Here is a 19,396-nt window from a genome sequence, read left to right as displayed (position 1 = left end):
CATGTGAAAAATTATATATTGTATCTTTTTAGCAATTGCTTGGCGTTCTTCCAAAGAATCTATCGTCTTTGTCCGTACGCCCTCCGTCTTCCAATGGAAATTCTTTTCGCATGGGGAAAGAAACCATTTCATCCATATTCAAAATACGTTTTAACTGAGGATGACCAATGAAGTTTACACCGTAAAAATCATAGGTTTCTCTTTCCATCCAGTTGGCAGTAGGAAATATAGTGGTAACAGTTTTAATTTCGGGAGTATTTCCGTTAAGAAATGTTTTGATTCGGATTCTCGTATTTTCGTACCAATTATGTAAATGATACACAATTGCAAATTGTCGGTCTAATTCGTTATCAGGATAATGAACACCGCATAAATCTGTCAAAAAATGAAACCGCAAATCAGGATCATTTTTTAAAAATAAGATAATGGCAGTTATTTTATCAGCAGGAACTTCAACAGAAAGAATATCTCTTTCTTGCTTAAAAGCAAATGCTGTATCGCTAAAAGTAGCGGCTAATTTGTCTTGAATTTGAGCTGTTTCTAATGCCATTGTGATTATTTAATGTTATAAGAAGCTAACAATTCTTGGTATTCAGGCGAACTTCTTCTTCGCACCGATTCTGATTTTACTAATTCTTGTAATTTCATGACACCTTCTACAATTTGTTCTGGTCTTGGAGGACATCCAGGCACGTAAACATCCACTGGAATAACTTTATCAATTCCTTGTAAAACCGAATACGTATCAAAAACACCACCAGAAGATGCACAAGCTCCTACTGCAATTACCCAACGAGGCTCAGCCATTTGCTCATATACTTGACGTAAAATAGGCCCCATTTTTTTAGAAATAGTTCCCATTACCAATAACATATCAGCCTGACGTGGAGAAAAACTCACACGCTCAGAACCAAATCGAGCCAAATCATAATGCGAAGCCATGGTTGCCATAAATTCGATACCACAACAAGAAGTGGCAAATGGCAATGGCCAAAGCGAATTTGCTCTTGCTAATCCTACTACATCATTTAGTTTGGTTGCAAAAAAACCTTCTCCAACAACACCTTCAGGAGGCGCAACCATTTTTACTTTAGATTCTGACATCTTAATTATAGATTTAGGATTTTAAATTTAGGGGTCACCTAAACTAAATCATGTATTTTAAATCATTTTTCCTTTTGAGAAATCCTAAATGAGAAAATCTCAAATCGTAAATTGTATTTATTCCCACTCCAATGCTTTCTTTTTGATGATATAAAAGAATCCCACCAAAAGCAACAGCATGAAAACAATCATTTTTAAAAGTCCTTCCATTCCTAATTCTTGGAAATTGATAGCCCAAGGATACAGGAAAATCACCTCCACATCAAACAAAACAAACAATATAGCAACTAGGAAATATTTAACAGAGAATGGAATACGAGCATTACCAACCGATTCGATACCGCACTCAAAATTACGGTCTTTGGTTTCAGATCTTCTTTTTGGCCCTAATTTTCCTGAAACGACTATGGTTCCAGCCACAAATCCCACAGCAAGCAAGCACTGCATAAAAATTGGAATGTAATTTAATTGGTCTGTAAGCATCTTATTTGTTATATTTTTTTATTTAGCGACAAAGATAGGACTCGATGACCGAAAACACAACATTAGATTAAGAATAAGTTATAAAATTTTGCTAAATTTTACGTTATTTATAATTTTTCTACTTAAAGAATCGTTGCAGGTATTTTTTTAATTTTTGAGCAAAAAAAAAAACGTCCCAACTTATCGTTGGAACGCTTTTAACATTCGTTGGCAATAAAAAATGAATTTTTATGCTTAGATAACTGCTACTTGAGCAGCAACTTTACCTTTTCTTCCTTCTTCTTCTTCGTAGCTAACTCTGTCACCTTCGCGTAATTCTTCCGCGGTGATTCCTGAAGCGTGAACGAAAATGTCTTTTCCTGTTTCTTCGTCTGTAATGAATCCGTAACCTTTAGACTCATTGAAAAATTTAACTGTACCTGTACGCATTGTAATAGTAATAATAATTTATAATGAGACAAATGTAATATTTAATACAATACAATCACCATTATTATGCGTTTTTTTGTAAAAATAATTGATATTCAGCGTTTTCTATTAATTTTTAACATCCAAATGAATATGGAGTTCTTCTAGTTGCAAAGGATTAATTATCGAAGGTGCATCAATCATAACATCTCTTCCAGAGTTATTTTTGGGGAATGCAATAAAGTCTCTGATGGTCTCTTGTCCCCCTAAAATAGCCACTAATCGATCTAACCCAAATGCCAGTCCTCCGTGTGGCGGCGCTCCAAATTGGAAAGCATCCATCAAGAATCCAAATTGTACTTTGGCTTCCTCTTCAGTAAACCCTAAATATTTAAACATTAACTGTTGGGTTTCTTTGTCGTGAATACGAATTGACCCACCCCCTATTTCATTTCCGTTCAAGACCATATCATACGCATTGGCACGTACTTGCCCTGGATTGGTTTCTAATAAATGCATGTCCTCAGGTTTTGGAGAAGTAAACGGATGGTGCATCGCATGGTAACGACCGCTTTCTTCATCAAATTCTAATAAAGGAAAATCAACCACCCATAATGGAGCAAATTCTTCAGGCTTTCTTAACCCCAAACGAGTTGCTAATTCCATACGTAAAGCAGAAAGTTGCGCTCTGGTTTTGTTAGCTGGTCCAGAAAGAACAAAAATCATATCACCTGGTTTGGCTCCTGTCACTTTAGCCCAGTTGGCTAAATCTTCTTGGTTGTAAAATTTATCTACTGATGATTTGAAAGTTCCATCTTCGTTGCATTTAGCATACACCATTCCAGATGCACCTACTTGTGGGCGTTTTACCCAATCAATCAAAGCATCAATTTCTTTACGGGTATAATTTCCTGCTCCTGGAACAGCAATACCTACAACTAGTTCAGCAACATTAAAAACTGGAAACTCTTTATGTTGTGCAAATTCGTTCAATTCACCAAATTCCATCCCAAAACGGATGTCCGGTTTGTCATTCCCGTAGGTTTTCATCGCATACTCATAAGTCATACGCGGAAATTTAGCCACCTCAACTCCTTTTAATTCTTTCAATAAATGACGCGTTAATCCTTCGAATATATTCAAAATATCTTCTTGCTCCACAAAGGCCATTTCGCAATCGATTTGCGTAAACTCAGGTTGTCTGTCTGCTCGTAAATCCTCATCACGGAAACATTTTACGATTTGGAAATACTTATCCATACCACCTACCATCAACAATTGTTTAAAAGTTTGAGGTGATTGTGGCAAAGCATAGAACTGACCTTCATTCATTCTTGAAGGCACCACAAAATCTCTAGCTCCCTCAGGAGTCGATTTGATTAAATAAGGTGTTTCGACTTCACAAAAATCCAAATCAGACAAATATTTACGCACTTCCATCGCTACTTTGTGACGGAACAACAAACTGTTTTTTACTGGATTTCTTCTAATATCAAGGTAACGGTATTTCATTCGAATGTCTTCCCCACCATCCGTTTCATCTTCAATAGTAAAAGGAGGCGTAATAGCACTATTTAATATCGTTAACTCCGAAACCAAAATTTCGATTTCACCTGTTGGTATATTTTTATTTTTAGCTTCTCTTTCAATAACAAGCCCTTTAACTTGAATCACAAATTCACGACCCAAGGTTTTAGCCAATTCAAAAACAGACTTTTCAGTACGACTTTCGTCAAAAATAAGTTGGGTAATTCCATAACGATCTCTCAAATCAACCCAGTTCATAAATCCTTTATCTCTGGATTTTTGTACCCAACCCGCTAAGGTTACTTCAGTATTTATATGTGAGGCGTTCAGTTCACCACAATTATGACTTCTATACATAATCAAAATTTTATATTAATTCGTCTTTTTTGACTCGGCTGCAAATTTAGGACTAATTATGAACAATGGATTGAGAAATTTAATTTTTTGTACTGCTTTTTAACATCCTGTCTTTTTCAATGTTAAGTTTTAGCCAATGTTATCAAATTGTTACCAAATTGTTTTTTTAATGTAAATTCAATCGTTATCTTTGTAGTATTAACCCCTAAAACTTTTCAAAATGAAAAAATACATCATAATTACACTAATCTTAGTATCGGGAATGGTATTCTCTCAAAACATACAGCCAAAATTAGAAGCAGTAAACAATATGGTGAAAGCTACCTATTACCATGAAAATGGTCAAGTTATGCAAGAAGGTTTCTTTAAAGACGGAAAACTGCAAGGCGAATGGGTCTCCTATGATGATAAAGGAAACAAAACCGCAATTGCTAACTACAACAAAGGTGTAAAAGTTGGCAAATGGTTCCATTGGAACAGCAGTACTTTAAATGAAGTAGATTATTCTAATAACCAAATTGCTGCTGTTAAAAATTGGAAAAGAGAAGCTATTGCCAACGATGAATAAACAGTATCTCCTAAATCCTTAGGTTTTCACTAAAAATACAATGCCTCCGAATCCTTTTTCGGAGGCATATTTTTTTATAAAAACAACGTTCCCAAATGTTAAGTTTTTGCAATGTTACCAAAATGTTACCAAAATGTTTTTTTATTGTAAATAATAAATTATACATTTGGAAAACAAATCATTAAAACTTTTATATCATGAAAAAATATATCATACTAAGTGTATTACTATTATCAGGAATGTTATTTGCTAACGAAGGCAAGCCAAAACTAGAGGCAGCTGTCAACAATACTGTTATTGCAACTTATTATCACGACAATGGACAAGTTCAACAAACAGGCGCTTTTAAAGACGGGAAACTTCATGGCGAATGGGTTTCTTATGACGAAAATGGTAAAAAGATTGCCATGGCTACTTATGTTAACGGGCAAAAAGCTGGAAAATGGTTCATTTGGAATGAAGGCACCTTAAATGAAGTAGATTACGCAAACAATAAAATTGTAGCAGTAAAAAATTGGAAAAAAGATGATTTAGCAAACAACTAATTTTCTTTTCAAAATAAAATTACCCAACCCGAAAGGCTTTTGTCTTTCGGGTTATTTTTTATACTTTATTTAGATTTTATAGCACCTAATTGATTAGAAACGAAGCCATTTGGGGGCTATTTCGACAAGTTGGCAATTCATCCAATATCCTAATAAAATCCTAAACCATACGTAATTCACAAAAATGATGATTACATTTGTATATACAAACATAAATTTTACTAATGGAAAATAAACTCAAAATACAAATTTGGTCTGATGTTATGTGTCCTTATTGCTATATTGGCAAAAGACGGATTGAAACTGCTATAGAACAATTTGGCCATCAAGAAGCGATTGAAGTCGAATGGAAAAGTTTTCAGCTTGACGCCCATTTTATCGCATCACCAGAAGACAATATCTACGACCATCTAGCCGAAAAATACCGAAAAGACAAAGATTGGGCTATCGAAATGGTTGAAAATATGACTCAAAACGCTAAAAATAGTGGCTTAGAATTTAATTTTGACAAAGCCATATTAGCCAATTCGTATCACGCCCACAGACTGTTGCATTTAGCAAAAAAACATCATATAGGAAACGAACTTAAAGAATTGCTATTTAAAGCCTATATGACCGATGGTAAAAACATCAATGACCTCAACACTTTGAGTGAACTAGCTCAAAATCTTGGAATGAATAAAGAACTAGTCGAAGGGGTTTTGCATTCGGATGCTTATGGCGAAGCTGTTGCCCAAGACATCCAAATGGCTCAACAAATCGGTATCCAAGGAGTTCCTTTCTTTGTATTTGACAACAAATATGCTGTCTCAGGTGCTCAACATGTAGAAACTTTTGTAAAAACTCTTGAAAGAGTATGGGAAGAAGGTTCGTTTGGGCCTAAATTGACAGTAGTAAACGATTCAAAAGGTGACAGTTGCGGTATCGATGGCTGTTGCGATTAAATTCCAATTGTTCAAAAAAGAAACATCCTGATTATAAAAAAGAGCTTTTCTTGTACTAGCAAGAAAAGCTCTTTTTATTTGTGCTTGAACCTACAATCCACTATTGGATTTTTTTAATTATTAAAGCGGAATTGAAGTTTTAATTACTATTTCACAACGCTATTTCTGTCGTTCTAATTTAACAGATGGAGCTAATTTGCGCTGCGTCGTTTTAGGTTCTAAAAACTATTTACCATTATAAGCATTCATAGTATTTTCTAAACCAGCAGTTCCAAAAGATTTAATGATTTCAGTGGCTACTTCTAATCGTTCTGGTAATTGATTGTTTTCTTCGTCGTTCCACTCTCCTAAAACATAATCAACTTGTTGGCCTTTTTTAAATTGGTCGCTAATCCCAAAACGAAAACGCGCATATACATTGCTATTCAACAGCAAATTTATATTTTTAAGTCCATTATGTCCACCATCACTGCCTTTTGGCTTAATGCGAATGGTTCCAAACGACAGGTTCAAATCATCTGTAATCACCAAAAGATTCTCGACTGGAATGTTTTCTTTATCCAACCAATATTTTACAGCCTTACCACTTAGATTCATATAGGTATTTGGCTTCAACAACAAAAACGATCTTCCTTTGAATTTATATTCAGCAATGGCACCTAATTTTGCAGTTTCAAACGAAAGTCCTTCTTTTCTAGCTAAAAAATCCAACACTTTGAATCCTATATTGTGTCTCGTATTGACATATTCAGCCCCAATATTCCCTAATCCTACTATTAAAAATTTTTTCATGTTATCGATGTTACTTTCGACGGTTTTTGATGAAAACAACTGTTGTATCCATTTTTTCATGCTGCAAAAATAAACGTATTTGTTCAAAAATCGGAATAAAATAAAATTAGCACAAAAAAAGGGTATTTTTTCAAACTATCCATACTATCCTTGCTCAAAAAATTACTCAATTGCACTCTAAAACCTAACACAATAGACACAAAAAAACCTTTTGCAAAAGCAAAAGGTTTTTATTATTCTTTAAAAAAAAGCTTATTTAGCCAATGAAACTACTAAAGGATTATTGATATTCTCAGCAAATTGGCTTAAATAATTTTGCCATTGCTCTGCATTTTTAATATCTCCTTGTTCTTTCCAAGCATGTCCTGCATAGTAAACCACTTTATTGTTTTTTACTTTTAAGTTAGCATAAGCATTGCTTAAATCAACCTCCGAAGTGTCGTAGGTTTCATAATCACAAAAATATTTTTTTGAGGCTACAATAGCTGTTCCTATTTCAGAATTTCCAATAGGCTCATAGTAGCTCAACCAGCCTTTTTTCTTATCGCCAGTCACTTTTCCTTTCTTTTCATGAAGTGTTAAACCTGCAGCGATAGATTTTGTGCCTTCAATAGAAGTTTCAAATTTCGACATACGACTGCCCAAATCCAAACTAACAATTTTAGACTCGATAATTTTATTGCCGTTGGCATCCCAATCAGCATATTTTAAATAAAAACTTGTACGGATAGGTCCTGTAGTAATGGTTTTGTACTCGATGTAATTTTTAGAATAATAGTATTGGTCTTTTACTTTGACAGCAATACCTCCAACTCCTCTACTAGCGCCCACGTGAAAATTATCTAATCCTTCTCCAGAGTCTTCATGATAGGCACCTGGTCTTTCACTATTTTTCTTATACCATTTATTGATAATAGGGTAATCTACTCTTTTTAACCAAGCATCTACGCCACTGGAAAGAGTACCACCAGGAACTTTGTCTTCAATCATTTTTTGAGCCACCGGACCATATACTCTAAAAGCTACCTTATTATTTTCCCAAGTGTAATCATCTGTACGCTCAGGGACAAAACGAGAATAACAATAATCGATAGATTTTGGACGTTCTTTTTCAGAAACTTTTACGACTTCAAACTCTTGAGTAGCTTTGGCAGCAACCACAGGCTGAAACAATAGTTCGTCCATAATACCGTCGCTATTTGTATCGACCAATTGTGTTACTAATAATTTTCCAGTCTTTTTATCTCTAATTCCTAGAGAAGTCAAATCATTTACTTTCAAGAATTCCTTTGTCAAAGTCACCGTTTCAAACGAACGCTCTTTGTTTAAATTGTTCTTTACTTTTACTACAATCGCTTTTTCATTTGTCCCAAAAGAGCATAACAAAAAAGCAATTATCGCATTACATACTATTTTGACAAACTTCATAATTATGGTTTTTGATTAATTAATTCTCGTTTGAAGGTTTACCGATTGTGGCTAAAATCCCCCCATCTACATACACCACATGACCGTTGACAAAATCACTAGCCTTAGAACTCAAGAAAATAGCTGCTCCTTGTAAATCCTCAGGATCTCCCCAACGTGCCGCTGGTGTTCTATTGATAATAAAATCATTAAAAGGATGTCCGTCCACACGAATAGGAGCAGTTTGAGTAGTTGCAAAATATCCAGGTCCAATACCGTTTACTTGAATATTGTGTTTTGCCCATTCAGTTGCCATGTTTTTGGTAAGCATTTTAAGCCCCCCTTTGGCAGCTGCATAAGCTCCTACCGTATTACGTCCCAACTCACTCATCATCGAACAAATGTTGATGATTTTGCCTTGTTTTCTAGCAATCATTCCTTTCACAACATGTTTTGACATAATGAAAGGACTTATCAAATCTACTTTGATTACCTCTTCAAAATCAGCTACTTCCATTGACTCAAGCGGAATTCTTTTGATTATTCCCGCATTGTTCACCAAAATATCAATAGGACCTACTTCATTTTCAATGGCAGCAATATTTTTCATTACTTGCTCTTCGTTAGTCACATCAAACAGATACCCATACGCTTTAATCCCTAAAGATTGATAAGTAGCCACAGCAGCATCTAATTTTTCTTGAGAAGAAGCACCGTTGATAACCAAAGTAGCACCTGCATTCCCTAATCCAGTAGCCATTGCTTGTCCTAAACCATGAGTTCCCCCAGTTATCAAAGCTACTTTACCTGTTAAATCAAATAAATTAATTGACATATTTTTCTATTTAAAAAATTAGCGTAAATCTGTTATGTTACAAAAATCCATATCGCCATAGTCCAAGTTCTCACCTGCCATTCCCCATATAAAAGAATAATTGCTTGTACCTGAACCTGAGTGGATAGACCATGGTGGAGAAATTACAGCTTGATAGTTCCCCATCCAAATGTGTCTTGTTTCATCAGGTTGCCCCATGAAATGACAAACCGCTTGATTTTCTGGAATTTCAAAATAAAAATACACTTCCATTCTACGATCATGAACGTGTGCTGGCATTGTATTCCAAACACTTCCCGTATGTAAAGTTGTCATTCCCATTTGCAATTGACAAACATCTACAACACTATTTACAATATATTTACGCAAAGTCCTTCTGTTGGCTGTTTCAGGAGTACCCAATTCTACCACTTCTACATCATTAATACCAATTTTTTTAATTGGATATGCTTTGTGTGCAGGTGTTGAATTGATATAAAACAAAGCTGGATTAGCCGCATCTGCACTAGAAAAAGATACCTTTTCGTTTCCTTGTCCTACATATAATGCTTCTTTATGATCCAATACGTATGCTTCTCCATTTACCGTAACAGTTCCTGTCCCTCCCACATTGATAATTCCTAATTCTCTTCGCTCCAAGAAATAAGAAGCTTTTAACTGATCAATAGTTTCTAAAACCACTTCTTTAGTTACGGGTTTTACACCTCCGGTGATATATCTATCATAATGAGAATAAACCAAATTGATTTTATCATCTTCCATCAAGTTTTCAACCAAAAACTCCTTACGTAATTTTGCAGTATCGTACGATTTTACATCCTGAGGAGCTGCAGCATAACGAGATTCATATTTATTTTCCATCTTTCTGTTATTTAAAAAATTTTGGTAAATATATGAAAAAGTAAAATACAATCGATTGTATATTGCTTTTTTTAATTCCTTACCTTTGCAAAAAGCACCCCAGTGGCTTCTCTTTTTTTTACAAAACCAATATCTTTGCAGCCATTCGCAACCCATGAAAAACAACAACGTAACCATTCATGATATTTCAAAAGCCCTTGAGATTGACAGCTCTACTGTTTCGAGAGCGCTCAACAACAGCCCAAGAGTATCCCAGAAAACCAAAGACAAGATTCTAAGTAAAGCGCAGGAGTTAGGATACCAACGCAACAGCTTGGCCTCTAAACTACGAACCAACAAAACGCATTCTATAGGAGTTATTGTACCAAGGATTTCAAGGCATTTTTTTTCCTCGGTTATTGCAGGGATTGAAGAAACTGCTTTTGAAGCAGGTTACGATGTGATTATTTGTCAATCTTTGGATGATTTTGAAAGAGAAAAAAAACTGATGGATACCTTATTATCCAATCGCGTGGACGGCGTCTTGATTTCGGTTTCAATGCAAACCACCTCGTACGACCATTTTAAGGAATACCAAAAACAAGGATTTCCTATTCTCTTTTTTGACAGACCTTGCATTTTGGAAAATACCACCAATGTGATTATCGATGATTACAAAATAAGTTTTGAAGCTACAGAACATTTAATCAGAGAAGGATATCAAAACATTGTTCATTTTTCAGGCCCACAACATTCACAGTTGTATCAAAACCGAACCAATGGCTATAAAGATGCCTTAGAAAATAACCAAATCCCCATTAGGGAACAGTATATTTTCGAATCTTATTTGATGAAAGAAGACGGGATTGCCATGGCCCAAAAAATACTTCAACTCCCTGAAGTTGATGCTGTATTTTCTTCAAATGATACTTCGGCCATTAGTGCGATGCAATATTTAAAAGAAAAAGGCATTCGAATCCCAGAAGACATTGCTTTTGTTGGCTTCAGTAACGAACCCGTTTCGGCAGTAATTGAGCCGTCGTTAACCACGGTAAAACAACCTGATTTTGAAATGGGAAAAGTCTCTGCTAGTTTGCTTTTTGAACAAATCAACTGCAAACCAAGTCAACGAATACACCAAACAAAAATCTTGGAACCTGAATTAATCATTAGAAATTCCTCCAAAAAGACCTCCTAAAAACTCCATACAAATCGAAACTACTGTATTTTAAAATTTAACATTCAAATGTTAGAATTAAAAATCCAATCGATTGTATTATTTTTATATATTTACAACTTTAAACGTTAAAACCAAAAGATGACCACAGTTAAAACCAAAATTGGCAATTACAGATTTCGCATCCTTGCCTTGCTTTTATTTGCAACTACCATCAACTATTTTGACCGAAGCATTATTGGTGTGATGGCACCTACTTTACAAAAAATGTTCAATTGGTCTAACAATGATTACGCCAACATCCTCATCAGTTTTCAAGTGGCTTACGCTTTGGGTATGCTGACTATGGGAGGAATTATTGACCGTTTAGGTACTAAAATTGGATACACCGTTTCCATTGGAATCTGGAGTATGTTTGGAATGCTACATGCCTTAGTCATTCCTGCTTTTAGTATTATTGGATTTAGTTTGGCTCGTTTTGGACTCGGATTTGGAGAAGCTGGAAACTTTCCTGCTGCTATCAAAACCGTAGCCGAGTGGTTTCCTAAAAAAGAACGCGCCTATGCCACTGGAATTTTCAATGCTGCCACTAGTATTGGTGCCATTGCAGCTCCCTTTGTGGTAGGTTGGATTGTAGAAGAAGACGGAACCAACTGGCAAATCCCTTTCTTAATCACAGGAGTATTGAGTTCAATTTGGATTTTTATTTGGTTTAGAACTTATAAAAAACCAGAAGTTCACCCTCAAGTTTCACCAGAAGAATTGGCTCATATCAATAGTGATTCTGATATTGAAACAGATACAACCAAAATTCCTTGGTTAAAAATTATCAAAAAACGTCAGGCTTGGGCATTTGCCATTGCAAAAACTACAGATGCCGTATGGTGGTTCTACCTATTTTGGGGAGCAAAATTCCTAGCGGACACTTTCGAATTAAAACTAAAAGACATCGGACTTCCGTTCTTTATCATGTATTTATTGGCTGATTTAGGAAGTATCTTTGGTGGTTATTTATCAGGTTATTTTATCAACAAAGGTTGGTCAATCAATAAAGCCAGAAAAACAACCTTATTATTGTGTGCATTATTAATTTTACCTGTATGTTATGTTGCCTTTGCAGAGAACAAATGGGTAGCCGTATTTTTAATTGGAATTGGAGCCGCTGGACACCAAGCATGGTCGGCAAACATTTTCACATTGGTACCAGATGTTTTCCCTAAAAAAGCTACTGCATCCATCATAGGACTGGGCGGAATGGTAGGAGCTGTTGCTTCGATTATAAGCAATAAAATCCTTGGAAGCTTGCTTGATAATGCTGATAATACCGCTTACTTCTGGGCATTCTTAGTAGCAGGCTCTTGTTACTTAGTCGTACTTGGTTTCATTCAGTTACTCATGCCATCCATGACACCACTAGATGATAATTTGAAAGAAATCAAATAAAACAATATTTATTCACTTTAAAAATCTCCAAATCATTCATTTGTTTTGGAGATTTTTTTTCTACCCTTAATCCAAAACTTCATTAGGATTTTGTGAGCTTACCAGTAGTTATCAAAACTTGGCACGAATTAAAGTCCCCTAACTCTGTTACACTCCCAATGCACTCAAAGCTTTCATCTTATGTAAGACCATAAAAAAACCGCATACATGCGGTTTTACTTTATTCGAAGCAACGTAATTATTAATCTCTTCTATTTCCACCTAAATAAATAGAAAGGTAATACAGCAAGGTTGCAATGGAACCAATCGCCGCTACTAGATACGTACGAGCAGCCCATTTTAAAGCATCTTTAGCACCTGCATGTTCTTGTTGTGTCAGCATTCGTTTGTTCTCTAACCAAGCCAAAGCACGATTACTCGCATCATACTCTACAGGCAACGTAATAATAGAAAACACGGTTGTTGTGGCAAACAAAATAATCCCAATTAACAACAACTGAGGAAAACTTTCTAGTAACAAAATCCCACCTAACAATACCCATTGCATATAGGTCGAAGCAACATTCACAAAAGGCACCAACTTAGAGCGCATCGTCAACCATTCATAACCCACAGCGTGTTGAACCGCATGCCCACATTCATGAGCCGCTACCGCTGCTGCTGCTGCATTGCGCTGGTTGTACACCGCTTCACTAAGGTTAACTGTTTTATCCATTGGATTGTAATGATCCGTGAGTTGTCCTGGTGTCGAAATCACTCGCACATCATAAATTCCGTTGTCAGCTAGCATTTTTTGAGCAATTTCTGCTCCACTCATCCCGTTTTGCAAATGCAATTTCGAATAGTGTTCAAATTTGCTTTTTAGTCTTGCACTCACTAACCAGCTAAAAAGCATAATCAGACCCGCAAGTATTAAATATCCACTTCCCATATTTTTTATATTTTAGTTTAAATTTTGATAATTAAGAATCAAATTCTGAACCAATTTACAAAAATGCCAATTTGACACCCGTTAAAAATGTATTAAAATGCTTAATGGAAATTTTCAATGGCAATGACAAAAAAAATCCAAATCGCCATTGTCACACTGAGCCTGTCGAAGTGTAATTGGGATTTGGATTTTAAAATATTAAAAATTAGAATTAATTATTTCGATTGACTATTGTCATTGCGATTGATTGTCGAATATTGAATTCGCCTCTGTTACCCCACCAAGTTGATAATTTTCCCTGGAACGATAATCACTTTATTAGGCGTTTTGCCGTCTAGTTGTTTTTGGGTTCTTTCGTCTTTCATTACGATTTCCTCAATTTGGTCTTTGGTTAAATCCAAAGGCAATTTGATGGTGAAACGCATTTTTCCGTTGAATGAAACAGGGTATTCTTTTTCAGATTCTACCAAATGTTTTTCTTCGAATTTAGGGAAAGCTACCGTAGCAATCGACCCTTCATGCCCTAAAGCCGACCATAATTCTTCGGCGATATGTGGCGCATAAGACGAAATCACAATCGCCAATGGCTCTAGAATGGCACGTGAATGGCAATTTTGAGACGACAATTCGTTGACACAAATCATAAACTGCGAAACCGAAGTGTTGAAAGAGAAATTCTCAATGTCATCCGACACTTTTTTTATGGTTTTGTGTAGTGATTTTAAGTTGTCTTTGGTAGGTTCGTCATTGGTAACAATCAAACCATTTTCGTCAAAATACAAACGCCATAACTTTTTAAGGAAACCGAAAACTCCCGAAATTCCTGCCGTATTCCATGGCTTTGCCTGCTCCAATGGCCCTAAGAACATTTCGTATAAACGCAAAGTATCAGCACCGTATTCTTCACATATATCATCTGGTGTTACAACATTGTGATATGACTTTGACATTTTCTCAACTCCCCTTCCAACAATAAATTTTCCTTTATAAAAGAAGTTAGAAGAAGATAATTGATGAAATCCCGTTTTCAATGCTTCAACATCTAATTCGTTACTGTTATTTACATGCTTTATAGGAATTCTAATAGGATCAAAACTTACATCTAAAATATAATCTCCTAATAAAACCTTATCAATAATTGCTTGCTCAATTTCAAATTCAGACATAAGTTCTTTTCCTAACTCTAAATTATAAACAGTAAAGACTTTCCCTGATTCGAAGTTTGATGGTTCAATTTTACCATCACTTAAATCTGTCAAATAATTGAAAGAAGTATAATAACTATAATTTTGAGAGATATATTTTAAAGCATCCATAGGATAAGAAACTTCTCGATCACTCTTTCTAATTTCTTTAGATTTATCTTTAACAGTCAAGTAAACTCTATATACAAACGCACTCGTCCCCAAAATCATTCCCTGATTAATCAGTTTTTTGAACGGCTCCTCGGTTGGTGCAAAACCTTTGTCTTTTAAGAATTTGTTCCAAAAACGAGAATACAGTAAGTGACCAGTAGCATGTTCGCTTCCACCTATATATAAATCCACCGATTCCCAGTATTTCAAGGCCTCTTTGCTTGCAAATTCGGTTTCGTTTTTAGCGTCCATATAACGCATCCAATACCAAGAACTTCCTGCCCAACCTGGCATGGTGTTCAATTCTAACGGAAACACAGTCACATTATCTATTAACTCATTACTAACCACTGAACACTGAACACTGTCCCAAGCCCAAACCGCAGCATTTCCTAACGGAGGCAAACCGTCTTCGGTTGGCAAATATTTCTCTACTTCTGGCAAAATGATTGGCAAATGTTGCGCATCAATCATCTGTGGCAACCCATTCACATAATACACTGGGAAAGGCTCACCCCAATAACGCTGACGCGAGAAAACCGCATCACGCAAACGGTAGTTTACTTTTCCATAACCTTGACCTAGCTTTTCTAACTCAGCAATCACTTTTTGAGTTGCTTCTTTGTAACCTAATCCGTTTAAGAAATCAGAGTTTACTAATTCAAACCCTTCTTTTGAAGCAAAAGCACATTCCTCCCCCAACCCCTCCGAAGGAGGGGGGTTAAGGACGTTGAAAATGTTTTTGATTGGAATATTAAAATGTTTTGCAAAAGCATAATCTCTCTCATCACCACAAGGTACGGCCATTACCGCTCCTGTTCCGTAACCTGCCAAAACATAATCCCCAATCCAAACTGGAATCGGCTCCTTGGTAAATGGGTGTTCTGCATAAGCTCCTGTAAACACCCCTGAAATGGTTTTTACATCGGCCATTCGCTCTCTTTCTGAACGCTTAGCTGTTTTTTCGATATAGGCTTCTACTGCTGCTTTTTGTTCTGGAGTTGTGATTTTGGCTACCAATTCGTGTTCTGGCGCCAATGTCATAAAAGTAACTCCAAAAATGGTGTCTGGCCTAGTGGTGAAAATCCCCACCCCAACCCTCCCCGAAGGGGAGGGAGCCGAAGCTGGATTTGTTTCGTCTTCTGGTTTTCTTTTATTTAATTCTGTTTTGATTTCTGATAAAACCTTTTCAATATCTTTTTTTACCTCTTCGTTTGTAAATCGGATAACTTTGAATCTATGTTTTTGTTCTAATTCTAAAGTTCTTTGTTCGTCAAATTCAATTTGTTCAGGTGTATTATGATATTCTCCGTCAACTTCAACAATTAATCTGCTTTCTAAGCATACAAAATCGACAATATAATTACCAATTAAATGTTGTCTTCTAAACTTCCCTTCTAATTTTTTATTTCTAACAGCATCCCACAACATCGCTTCTGCAAATGTGGGTTCTTTTCGCATTTCCTTCGCATTAACCAATAAGTTTTTTGCGTTTTGAGAATTACCCGTCATGTATCCAGGTTCTGCTCCCCCTCCTTTGGAGGGGGCAGGGGGGAGGAGATAAAAAGTTACCATCGCACCAACCGATTTCCCAATCCAGTTGCGCTGACTTTCTTTGATGCTTTCGCTCCAATCAATATCATTTAATCCTTGCAACAAACGCTCTGCATAAGCCGAAATGCGCATGCTCCATTGGGTCATTTTTTTACGAACCACAGGATAACCACCACGCTCCGAAACCCCATTTACAATTTCGTCATTCGCCAAAACCGTTCCTAAGCCCGGACACCAGTTTACCTCAGTTTCTGCTAGGTACGTCAATCGGTATTGCAATAATATTTTCTCTTGTTCTTCTTTTGCGAAAGCGTTCCATTCTGAGGCAGAAAATGGAGCAATATTATCATCGCAAACGGCATTTACATTCGCATTTCCTTCTGTTTCAAAAATCGAAATCAAGGTCGAAATGTCCTCTGCTTTATCTGTGTTTTTATTGTACCAAGAATTGAACAATTGGATAAAAATCCATTGGGTATGCTTGTAATAATCAGGATTTGAAGTACGCACTTCTCGGTCCCAATCAAATGAAAATCCTATTTTGTCTAATTGCTTTCTGTAACCTGCAATTTGGTTTCCTTCTTTATCCACACCACCATCAATATTGACGCGAGTGGTATCTTCAGGTCGTTGTCCGGTTTGAATCGCATATTGTTCCGCTGGTAATCCAAAACTATCATACCCCATAGGATGCAACACATTGAAACCTTGATGCCTTTTGTATCTTGAATACACATCCGAAGCAATATATCCTAACGGATGCCCTACGTGCAATCCTGCTCCTGATGGATAAGGAAACATGTCTAATACATAATGTTTGGGCTTTTCGGAAGTATTTGAGGCCGCAAAAGTTTTGTTATCAGCCCAGTATTTTTGCCATTTGGCTTCGATTTCGTTCGGATTGTATTTCATCACAGTGAGTTTCTAAGGTACAAAGACGCTAAGCCTTTACGTTTTATGAATTATAAAGGCGCAAATTTACGTTTATTGTACGAAAGTCAAAACTTTGAGCGTTATTAACTTTAAATAAAGAAATACTTTATTATTTTTACGCCATAATTAAAATACACTATGAGTTCTTCCTTTGAAAAGTTTCAAAAACGCAGATTGATATCCTCTTATTTTTCTGTTGTACTAAGTATATTTTTGGTCTTGTTCCTATTGGGCACGCTAGGGCTTTTTATTATTAACTCTAAAAAACTCGCAGACGACTTCAAAGAAAAAATTGCCATGACTGTTTTTTTTGAAAATAAAACCACTGACGAGGAACTTAAGGCTTTTGGAGAGGAATTAAAAAAAGCTCCGTTTGCAAAATCCTCTGTTTTTGTAACCAAAGAACAAGCAGCAAAGCAACATACCGATATTATTGGTGAGGATTTTTTAGCATTTCTTGGCGAAAACCCGTTACAAAACTCTTACGACATCCATTTGAAAGCCAAATATGTGGAGCGTGACAGTATTGCAAAAATTGAAAGTCAGTTGCGTCAAAACGAACTCATATCGGATATTGTTTACGACAAACAACTGGTAAACTTAGTGAATGACAACATCAAAAAAGTGAGTATGTGGATTTTAATCATCAGTTGCTTTTTGACTTTTATTGCCGTTCTCTTAATCAATAGTTCGTTGCGATTGTCTATTTATTCCAATCGCTTTATAATTAAAACCATGCAAATGGTGGGTGCTACTAAATCCTTCATCCGAAAACCATTTGTAATGCGTAGTGTTAGACTCGGAATGATTGGCGCGACACTTGCAATTATCGCCTTGACTGCTTTGCTTTTGTATGTGGAAACAAATTTTCCCGACCTTGAAATTCTTGAAAACAAAATTTTAATAGGTGGTGTTTTTCTAGCCGTATTTGGCATGGGCGTATTAATCACTTGGATAAGCACCCATTTTGCCACACAACGATTCTTGAATTTAAGAACTGACGATTTATACTAATTAAGAAATTAGAATTTCTGGATTAAGGATTTACACAATACAGACTGCTAATTATTTTGAATTACACAAAAATAAAATGGAAAATAACAAACAAGAATTCTTATTCGACAAAGTCAATTACAAGATTCTTTTGATAGGAATTGGCGTAATCACACTTGGTTTTATCCTTATGTCTGGCGGAGGGAGTGACGACCCTAATGTTTTTAACGAAGATATTTTTAGTTTCAGAAGAATTCGGTTGGCTCCTACAACCGTTTTAATTGGCTTTGGAATCACCATTTACTCTATTCTTAAAAATCCAAAAAAATAGTTTGTAGTGTTCTGTGGCACATGTGCAGTAAAAGTACTTTTATAAAACGGAATACTAAAATAACGAACCCTGAATACTAAAAAATGAATACATTACAAGCCATCGTTCTTGCCATTATTGAAGGAATCACTGAATTTCTACCCGTTTCTTCAACCGGACACATGATCATCGCCTCGTCCTTCTTTGGCATTGCACAGGACGATTTCACCAAACTATTTACAATAGTAATTCAATTGGGAGCTATTCTCTCGGTTATTATTTTATATTACAAACGCTTTTTACAATCTTTTGATTTTTATTACAAATTACTTGTCGCCTTTATTCCTGCGGTAGTCTTGGGACTTTTACTAAGTGATGCTATTGATAAATTACTTGAAAACCCTGTAACGGTATCCATTTCATTATTGCTTGGAGGAATTATTCTACTAAAAGTAGATGATTGGTTCAGCCATTCCGACAATACCGAAATCACCTATGGCAAAGCTTTTAAAATTGGTTTATTCCAATGTCTTGCCATGATTCCTGGAGTATCACGTTCAGGAGCTAGTATTGTAGGAGGAATGTCTCAAAATCTTTCTAGAACTGCTGCGGCCGAATTCTCTTTCTTTCTTGCAGTTCCTACCATGTTAGGCGCCACCGTAAAAAAATGTTACGACTATTATAAGCAAGGTTTTGTTTTATCAGAAGAACAAATAAACTTGTTAATCATAGGAAATGTGATTGCCTTTATTGTTGCCTTATTGGCTATAAAGAGTTTTATTGGTTTTTTAAGCCGAAAAGGTTTTAAAATCTTCGGTTACTACCGAATCATAATTGGAATAGCCTTATTGATTATCCATTTTTTCATTCACCCCTTGACCATCATCTAA

19 protein-coding genes are annotated in these 19,396 nt (G+C 35.8%); 8 read left to right on the top strand and 11 right to left on the bottom strand.

All coding sequences use genetic code 11. The features are described 5' to 3' along the window. Positions 1-28 precede the first annotated feature (28 nt). From K5R64_RS10445 to aspS, 5 genes are all read right to left on the bottom strand, one after another. Positions 29-550 carry an NADH-quinone oxidoreductase subunit C gene (locus K5R64_RS10445; RefSeq protein WP_220763286.1) on the bottom strand — a complete coding sequence of 174 codons (522 nt, stop codon included), beginning with the start codon at positions 548-550 and terminating at the stop codon, positions 29-31. A gap of 5 nt (positions 551-555) precedes the next feature. After that, positions 556-1,104 (bottom strand): NADH-quinone oxidoreductase subunit B, encoded by a 549-nt coding sequence (locus K5R64_RS10440; RefSeq protein WP_220763285.1) that lies wholly within the window; start codon positions 1,102-1,104, stop codon positions 556-558. A 117-nt stretch (positions 1,105-1,221) separates the two neighbouring features. Then, a complete protein-coding gene (locus tag K5R64_RS10435; RefSeq protein WP_220763284.1) occupies positions 1,222-1,587 on the bottom strand; it encodes an NADH-quinone oxidoreductase subunit A in 366 nt (121 codons plus the stop codon). A gap of 234 nt (positions 1,588-1,821) precedes the next feature. Further along, a complete protein-coding gene (locus K5R64_RS10430; RefSeq protein ID WP_220763283.1) occupies positions 1,822-2,016 on the bottom strand; it encodes a cold-shock protein in 195 nt (64 codons plus the stop codon). A gap of 108 nt (positions 2,017-2,124) precedes the next feature. Next, positions 2,125-3,879 carry an aspartate--tRNA ligase gene (gene aspS / locus K5R64_RS10425; RefSeq protein ID WP_220763282.1) on the bottom strand — a complete coding sequence of 585 codons (1,755 nt, stop codon included), beginning with the start codon at positions 3,877-3,879 and terminating at the stop codon, positions 2,125-2,127. A gap of 220 nt (positions 3,880-4,099) precedes the next feature. On the opposite strand from aspS, the gene K5R64_RS10420 reads away from it, so the two are divergent. The 3 genes from K5R64_RS10420 (at position 4,100) to K5R64_RS10410 (ending at position 5,936) form a co-directional block, all read left to right on the top strand. Continuing rightward, positions 4,100-4,447: a toxin-antitoxin system YwqK family antitoxin gene (locus K5R64_RS10420; protein ID WP_220763280.1), complete on the top strand. Its 348-nt coding sequence runs from the start codon at positions 4,100-4,102 to the stop codon at positions 4,445-4,447. 197 nt (positions 4,448-4,644) lie between these two features. Beyond that, entirely contained in the window at positions 4,645-4,992 is a 348-nt protein-coding gene (locus K5R64_RS10415) for a toxin-antitoxin system YwqK family antitoxin (RefSeq protein ID WP_220763278.1), read from the top strand. 224 nt (positions 4,993-5,216) lie between these two features. Continuing rightward, complete coding sequence (locus K5R64_RS10410) at positions 5,217-5,936, top strand: DsbA family protein (RefSeq protein ID WP_220763277.1); 720 nt, start codon at positions 5,217-5,219, stop codon at positions 5,934-5,936. Positions 5,937-6,161: 225 nt separating this feature from the next. On the opposite strand, the gene pth is transcribed toward K5R64_RS10410, so the two are convergent. From pth to kduI, 4 genes are all read right to left on the bottom strand, one after another. Beyond that, complete coding sequence (pth, locus tag K5R64_RS10405; RefSeq protein ID WP_220763276.1) at positions 6,162-6,788, bottom strand: aminoacyl-tRNA hydrolase; 627 nt, start codon at positions 6,786-6,788, stop codon at positions 6,162-6,164. 192 nt (positions 6,789-6,980) lie between these two features. Then, entirely contained in the window at positions 6,981-8,156 is a 1,176-nt protein-coding gene (locus K5R64_RS10400; protein ID WP_220763275.1) for a DUF4861 family protein, read from the bottom strand. A gap of 19 nt (positions 8,157-8,175) precedes the next feature. After that, the gene (locus K5R64_RS10395) at positions 8,176-8,970 is read right to left on the bottom strand and encodes a gluconate 5-dehydrogenase (protein ID WP_220763274.1); all 795 of its coding nucleotides are present in this window, start codon (positions 8,968-8,970) and stop codon (positions 8,176-8,178) included. A gap of 18 nt (positions 8,971-8,988) precedes the next feature. Then, complete coding sequence (kduI, locus tag K5R64_RS10390; RefSeq protein ID WP_220763273.1) at positions 8,989-9,831, bottom strand: 5-dehydro-4-deoxy-D-glucuronate isomerase; 843 nt, start codon at positions 9,829-9,831, stop codon at positions 8,989-8,991. Positions 9,832-9,985: 154 nt separating this feature from the next. On the opposite strand from kduI, the gene K5R64_RS10385 reads away from it, so the two are divergent. Both K5R64_RS10385 and K5R64_RS10380 read left to right on the top strand, forming a co-directional pair. After that, positions 9,986-11,008 (top strand): LacI family DNA-binding transcriptional regulator, encoded by a 1,023-nt coding sequence (locus K5R64_RS10385; protein ID WP_220763272.1) that lies wholly within the window; start codon positions 9,986-9,988, stop codon positions 11,006-11,008. 120 nt (positions 11,009-11,128) lie between these two features. Beyond that, positions 11,129-12,430, top strand: coding sequence for an MFS transporter (locus K5R64_RS10380; protein WP_220763270.1), 1,302 nt, complete (start codon positions 11,129-11,131; stop codon positions 12,428-12,430). A 241-nt stretch (positions 12,431-12,671) separates the two neighbouring features. Here K5R64_RS10380 and K5R64_RS10375 read toward each other — a convergent pair whose 3' ends face one another. Together K5R64_RS10375 and K5R64_RS10370 are read right to left on the bottom strand one after the other, a co-directional pair. Then, the gene (locus K5R64_RS10375; protein ID WP_220763269.1) at positions 12,672-13,361 is read right to left on the bottom strand and encodes a zinc metallopeptidase; all 690 of its coding nucleotides are present in this window, start codon (positions 13,359-13,361) and stop codon (positions 12,672-12,674) included. A gap of 272 nt (positions 13,362-13,633) precedes the next feature. After that, positions 13,634-17,182 (bottom strand): DUF559 domain-containing protein, encoded by a 3,549-nt coding sequence (locus tag K5R64_RS10370; protein WP_220763267.1) that lies wholly within the window; start codon positions 17,180-17,182, stop codon positions 13,634-13,636. Between the two features lie 159 nt (positions 17,183-17,341). On the opposite strand from K5R64_RS10370, the gene K5R64_RS10365 reads away from it, so the two are divergent. From K5R64_RS10365 to K5R64_RS10355, 3 genes are all read left to right on the top strand, one after another. Next, on the top strand, positions 17,342-18,217 hold the full coding sequence (locus K5R64_RS10365; protein ID WP_220763266.1) for an ABC transporter permease: 876 nt from the start codon (positions 17,342-17,344) through the stop codon (positions 18,215-18,217). Between the two features lie 76 nt (positions 18,218-18,293). Continuing rightward, the gene (locus K5R64_RS10360; RefSeq protein ID WP_220763265.1) at positions 18,294-18,527 is read left to right on the top strand and encodes a DUF3098 domain-containing protein; all 234 of its coding nucleotides are present in this window, start codon (positions 18,294-18,296) and stop codon (positions 18,525-18,527) included. A gap of 83 nt (positions 18,528-18,610) precedes the next feature. Beyond that, the gene (locus K5R64_RS10355; RefSeq protein WP_220763264.1) at positions 18,611-19,396 is read left to right on the top strand and encodes an undecaprenyl-diphosphate phosphatase; all 786 of its coding nucleotides are present in this window, start codon (positions 18,611-18,613) and stop codon (positions 19,394-19,396) included.

The sequence above is a fragment of the Flavobacterium sp. UMI-01 genome (assembly GCF_019656315.1).
Classification (GTDB): domain Bacteria; phylum Bacteroidota; class Bacteroidia; order Flavobacteriales; family Flavobacteriaceae; genus Flavobacterium.
The sequence above is the reverse complement of the archived record's forward strand: the minus strand, read 5'-3'. Positions and strand labels throughout refer to the sequence as shown.

What these genes read in the sequence shown, in the direction of transcription:
- kduI (WP_220763273.1), bottom strand. Translation starts at nt 9,831, where the DNA reads ATGGAAAATAAATATGAATCTCGTTATGCTGCAGCTCCTCAGGATGTA.
- K5R64_RS10445 (WP_220763286.1), bottom strand. Translation starts at nt 550, where the DNA reads ATGGCATTAGAAACAGCTCAAATTCAAGACAAATTAGCCGCTACTTTT.
- K5R64_RS10400 (WP_220763275.1), bottom strand. Translation starts at nt 8,156, where the DNA reads ATGAAGTTTGTCAAAATAGTATGTAATGCGATAATTGCTTTTTTGTTA.
- pth (WP_220763276.1), bottom strand. Translation starts at nt 6,788, where the DNA reads ATGAAAAAATGGATACAACAGTTGTTTTCATCAAAAACCGTCGAAAGT.
- K5R64_RS10355 (WP_220763264.1), top strand. Translation starts at nt 18,611, where the DNA reads ATGAATACATTACAAGCCATCGTTCTTGCCATTATTGAAGGAATCACT.
- K5R64_RS10375 (WP_220763269.1), bottom strand. Translation starts at nt 13,361, where the DNA reads ATGGGAAGTGGATATTTAATACTTGCGGGTCTGATTATGCTTTTTAGC.
- K5R64_RS10370 (WP_220763267.1), bottom strand. Translation starts at nt 17,182, where the DNA reads ATGAAATACAATCCGAACGAAATCGAAGCCAAATGGCAAAAATACTGG.
- K5R64_RS10395 (WP_220763274.1), bottom strand. Translation starts at nt 8,970, where the DNA reads ATGTCAATTAATTTATTTGATTTAACAGGTAAAGTAGCTTTGATAACT.
- K5R64_RS10440 (WP_220763285.1), bottom strand. Translation starts at nt 1,104, where the DNA reads ATGTCAGAATCTAAAGTAAAAATGGTTGCGCCTCCTGAAGGTGTTGTT.
- K5R64_RS10430 (WP_220763283.1), bottom strand. Translation starts at nt 2,016, where the DNA reads ATGCGTACAGGTACAGTTAAATTTTTCAATGAGTCTAAAGGTTACGGA.
- K5R64_RS10380 (WP_220763270.1), top strand. Translation starts at nt 11,129, where the DNA reads ATGACCACAGTTAAAACCAAAATTGGCAATTACAGATTTCGCATCCTT.
- K5R64_RS10435 (WP_220763284.1), bottom strand. Translation starts at nt 1,587, where the DNA reads ATGCTTACAGACCAATTAAATTACATTCCAATTTTTATGCAGTGCTTG.
- K5R64_RS10385 (WP_220763272.1), top strand. Translation starts at nt 9,986, where the DNA reads ATGAAAAACAACAACGTAACCATTCATGATATTTCAAAAGCCCTTGAG.
- K5R64_RS10415 (WP_220763278.1), top strand. Translation starts at nt 4,645, where the DNA reads ATGAAAAAATATATCATACTAAGTGTATTACTATTATCAGGAATGTTA.
- aspS (WP_220763282.1), bottom strand. Translation starts at nt 3,879, where the DNA reads ATGTATAGAAGTCATAATTGTGGTGAACTGAACGCCTCACATATAAAT.
- K5R64_RS10420 (WP_220763280.1), top strand. Translation starts at nt 4,100, where the DNA reads ATGAAAAAATACATCATAATTACACTAATCTTAGTATCGGGAATGGTA.
- K5R64_RS10365 (WP_220763266.1), top strand. Translation starts at nt 17,342, where the DNA reads ATGAGTTCTTCCTTTGAAAAGTTTCAAAAACGCAGATTGATATCCTCT.
- K5R64_RS10410 (WP_220763277.1), top strand. Translation starts at nt 5,217, where the DNA reads ATGGAAAATAAACTCAAAATACAAATTTGGTCTGATGTTATGTGTCCT.
- K5R64_RS10360 (WP_220763265.1), top strand. Translation starts at nt 18,294, where the DNA reads ATGGAAAATAACAAACAAGAATTCTTATTCGACAAAGTCAATTACAAG.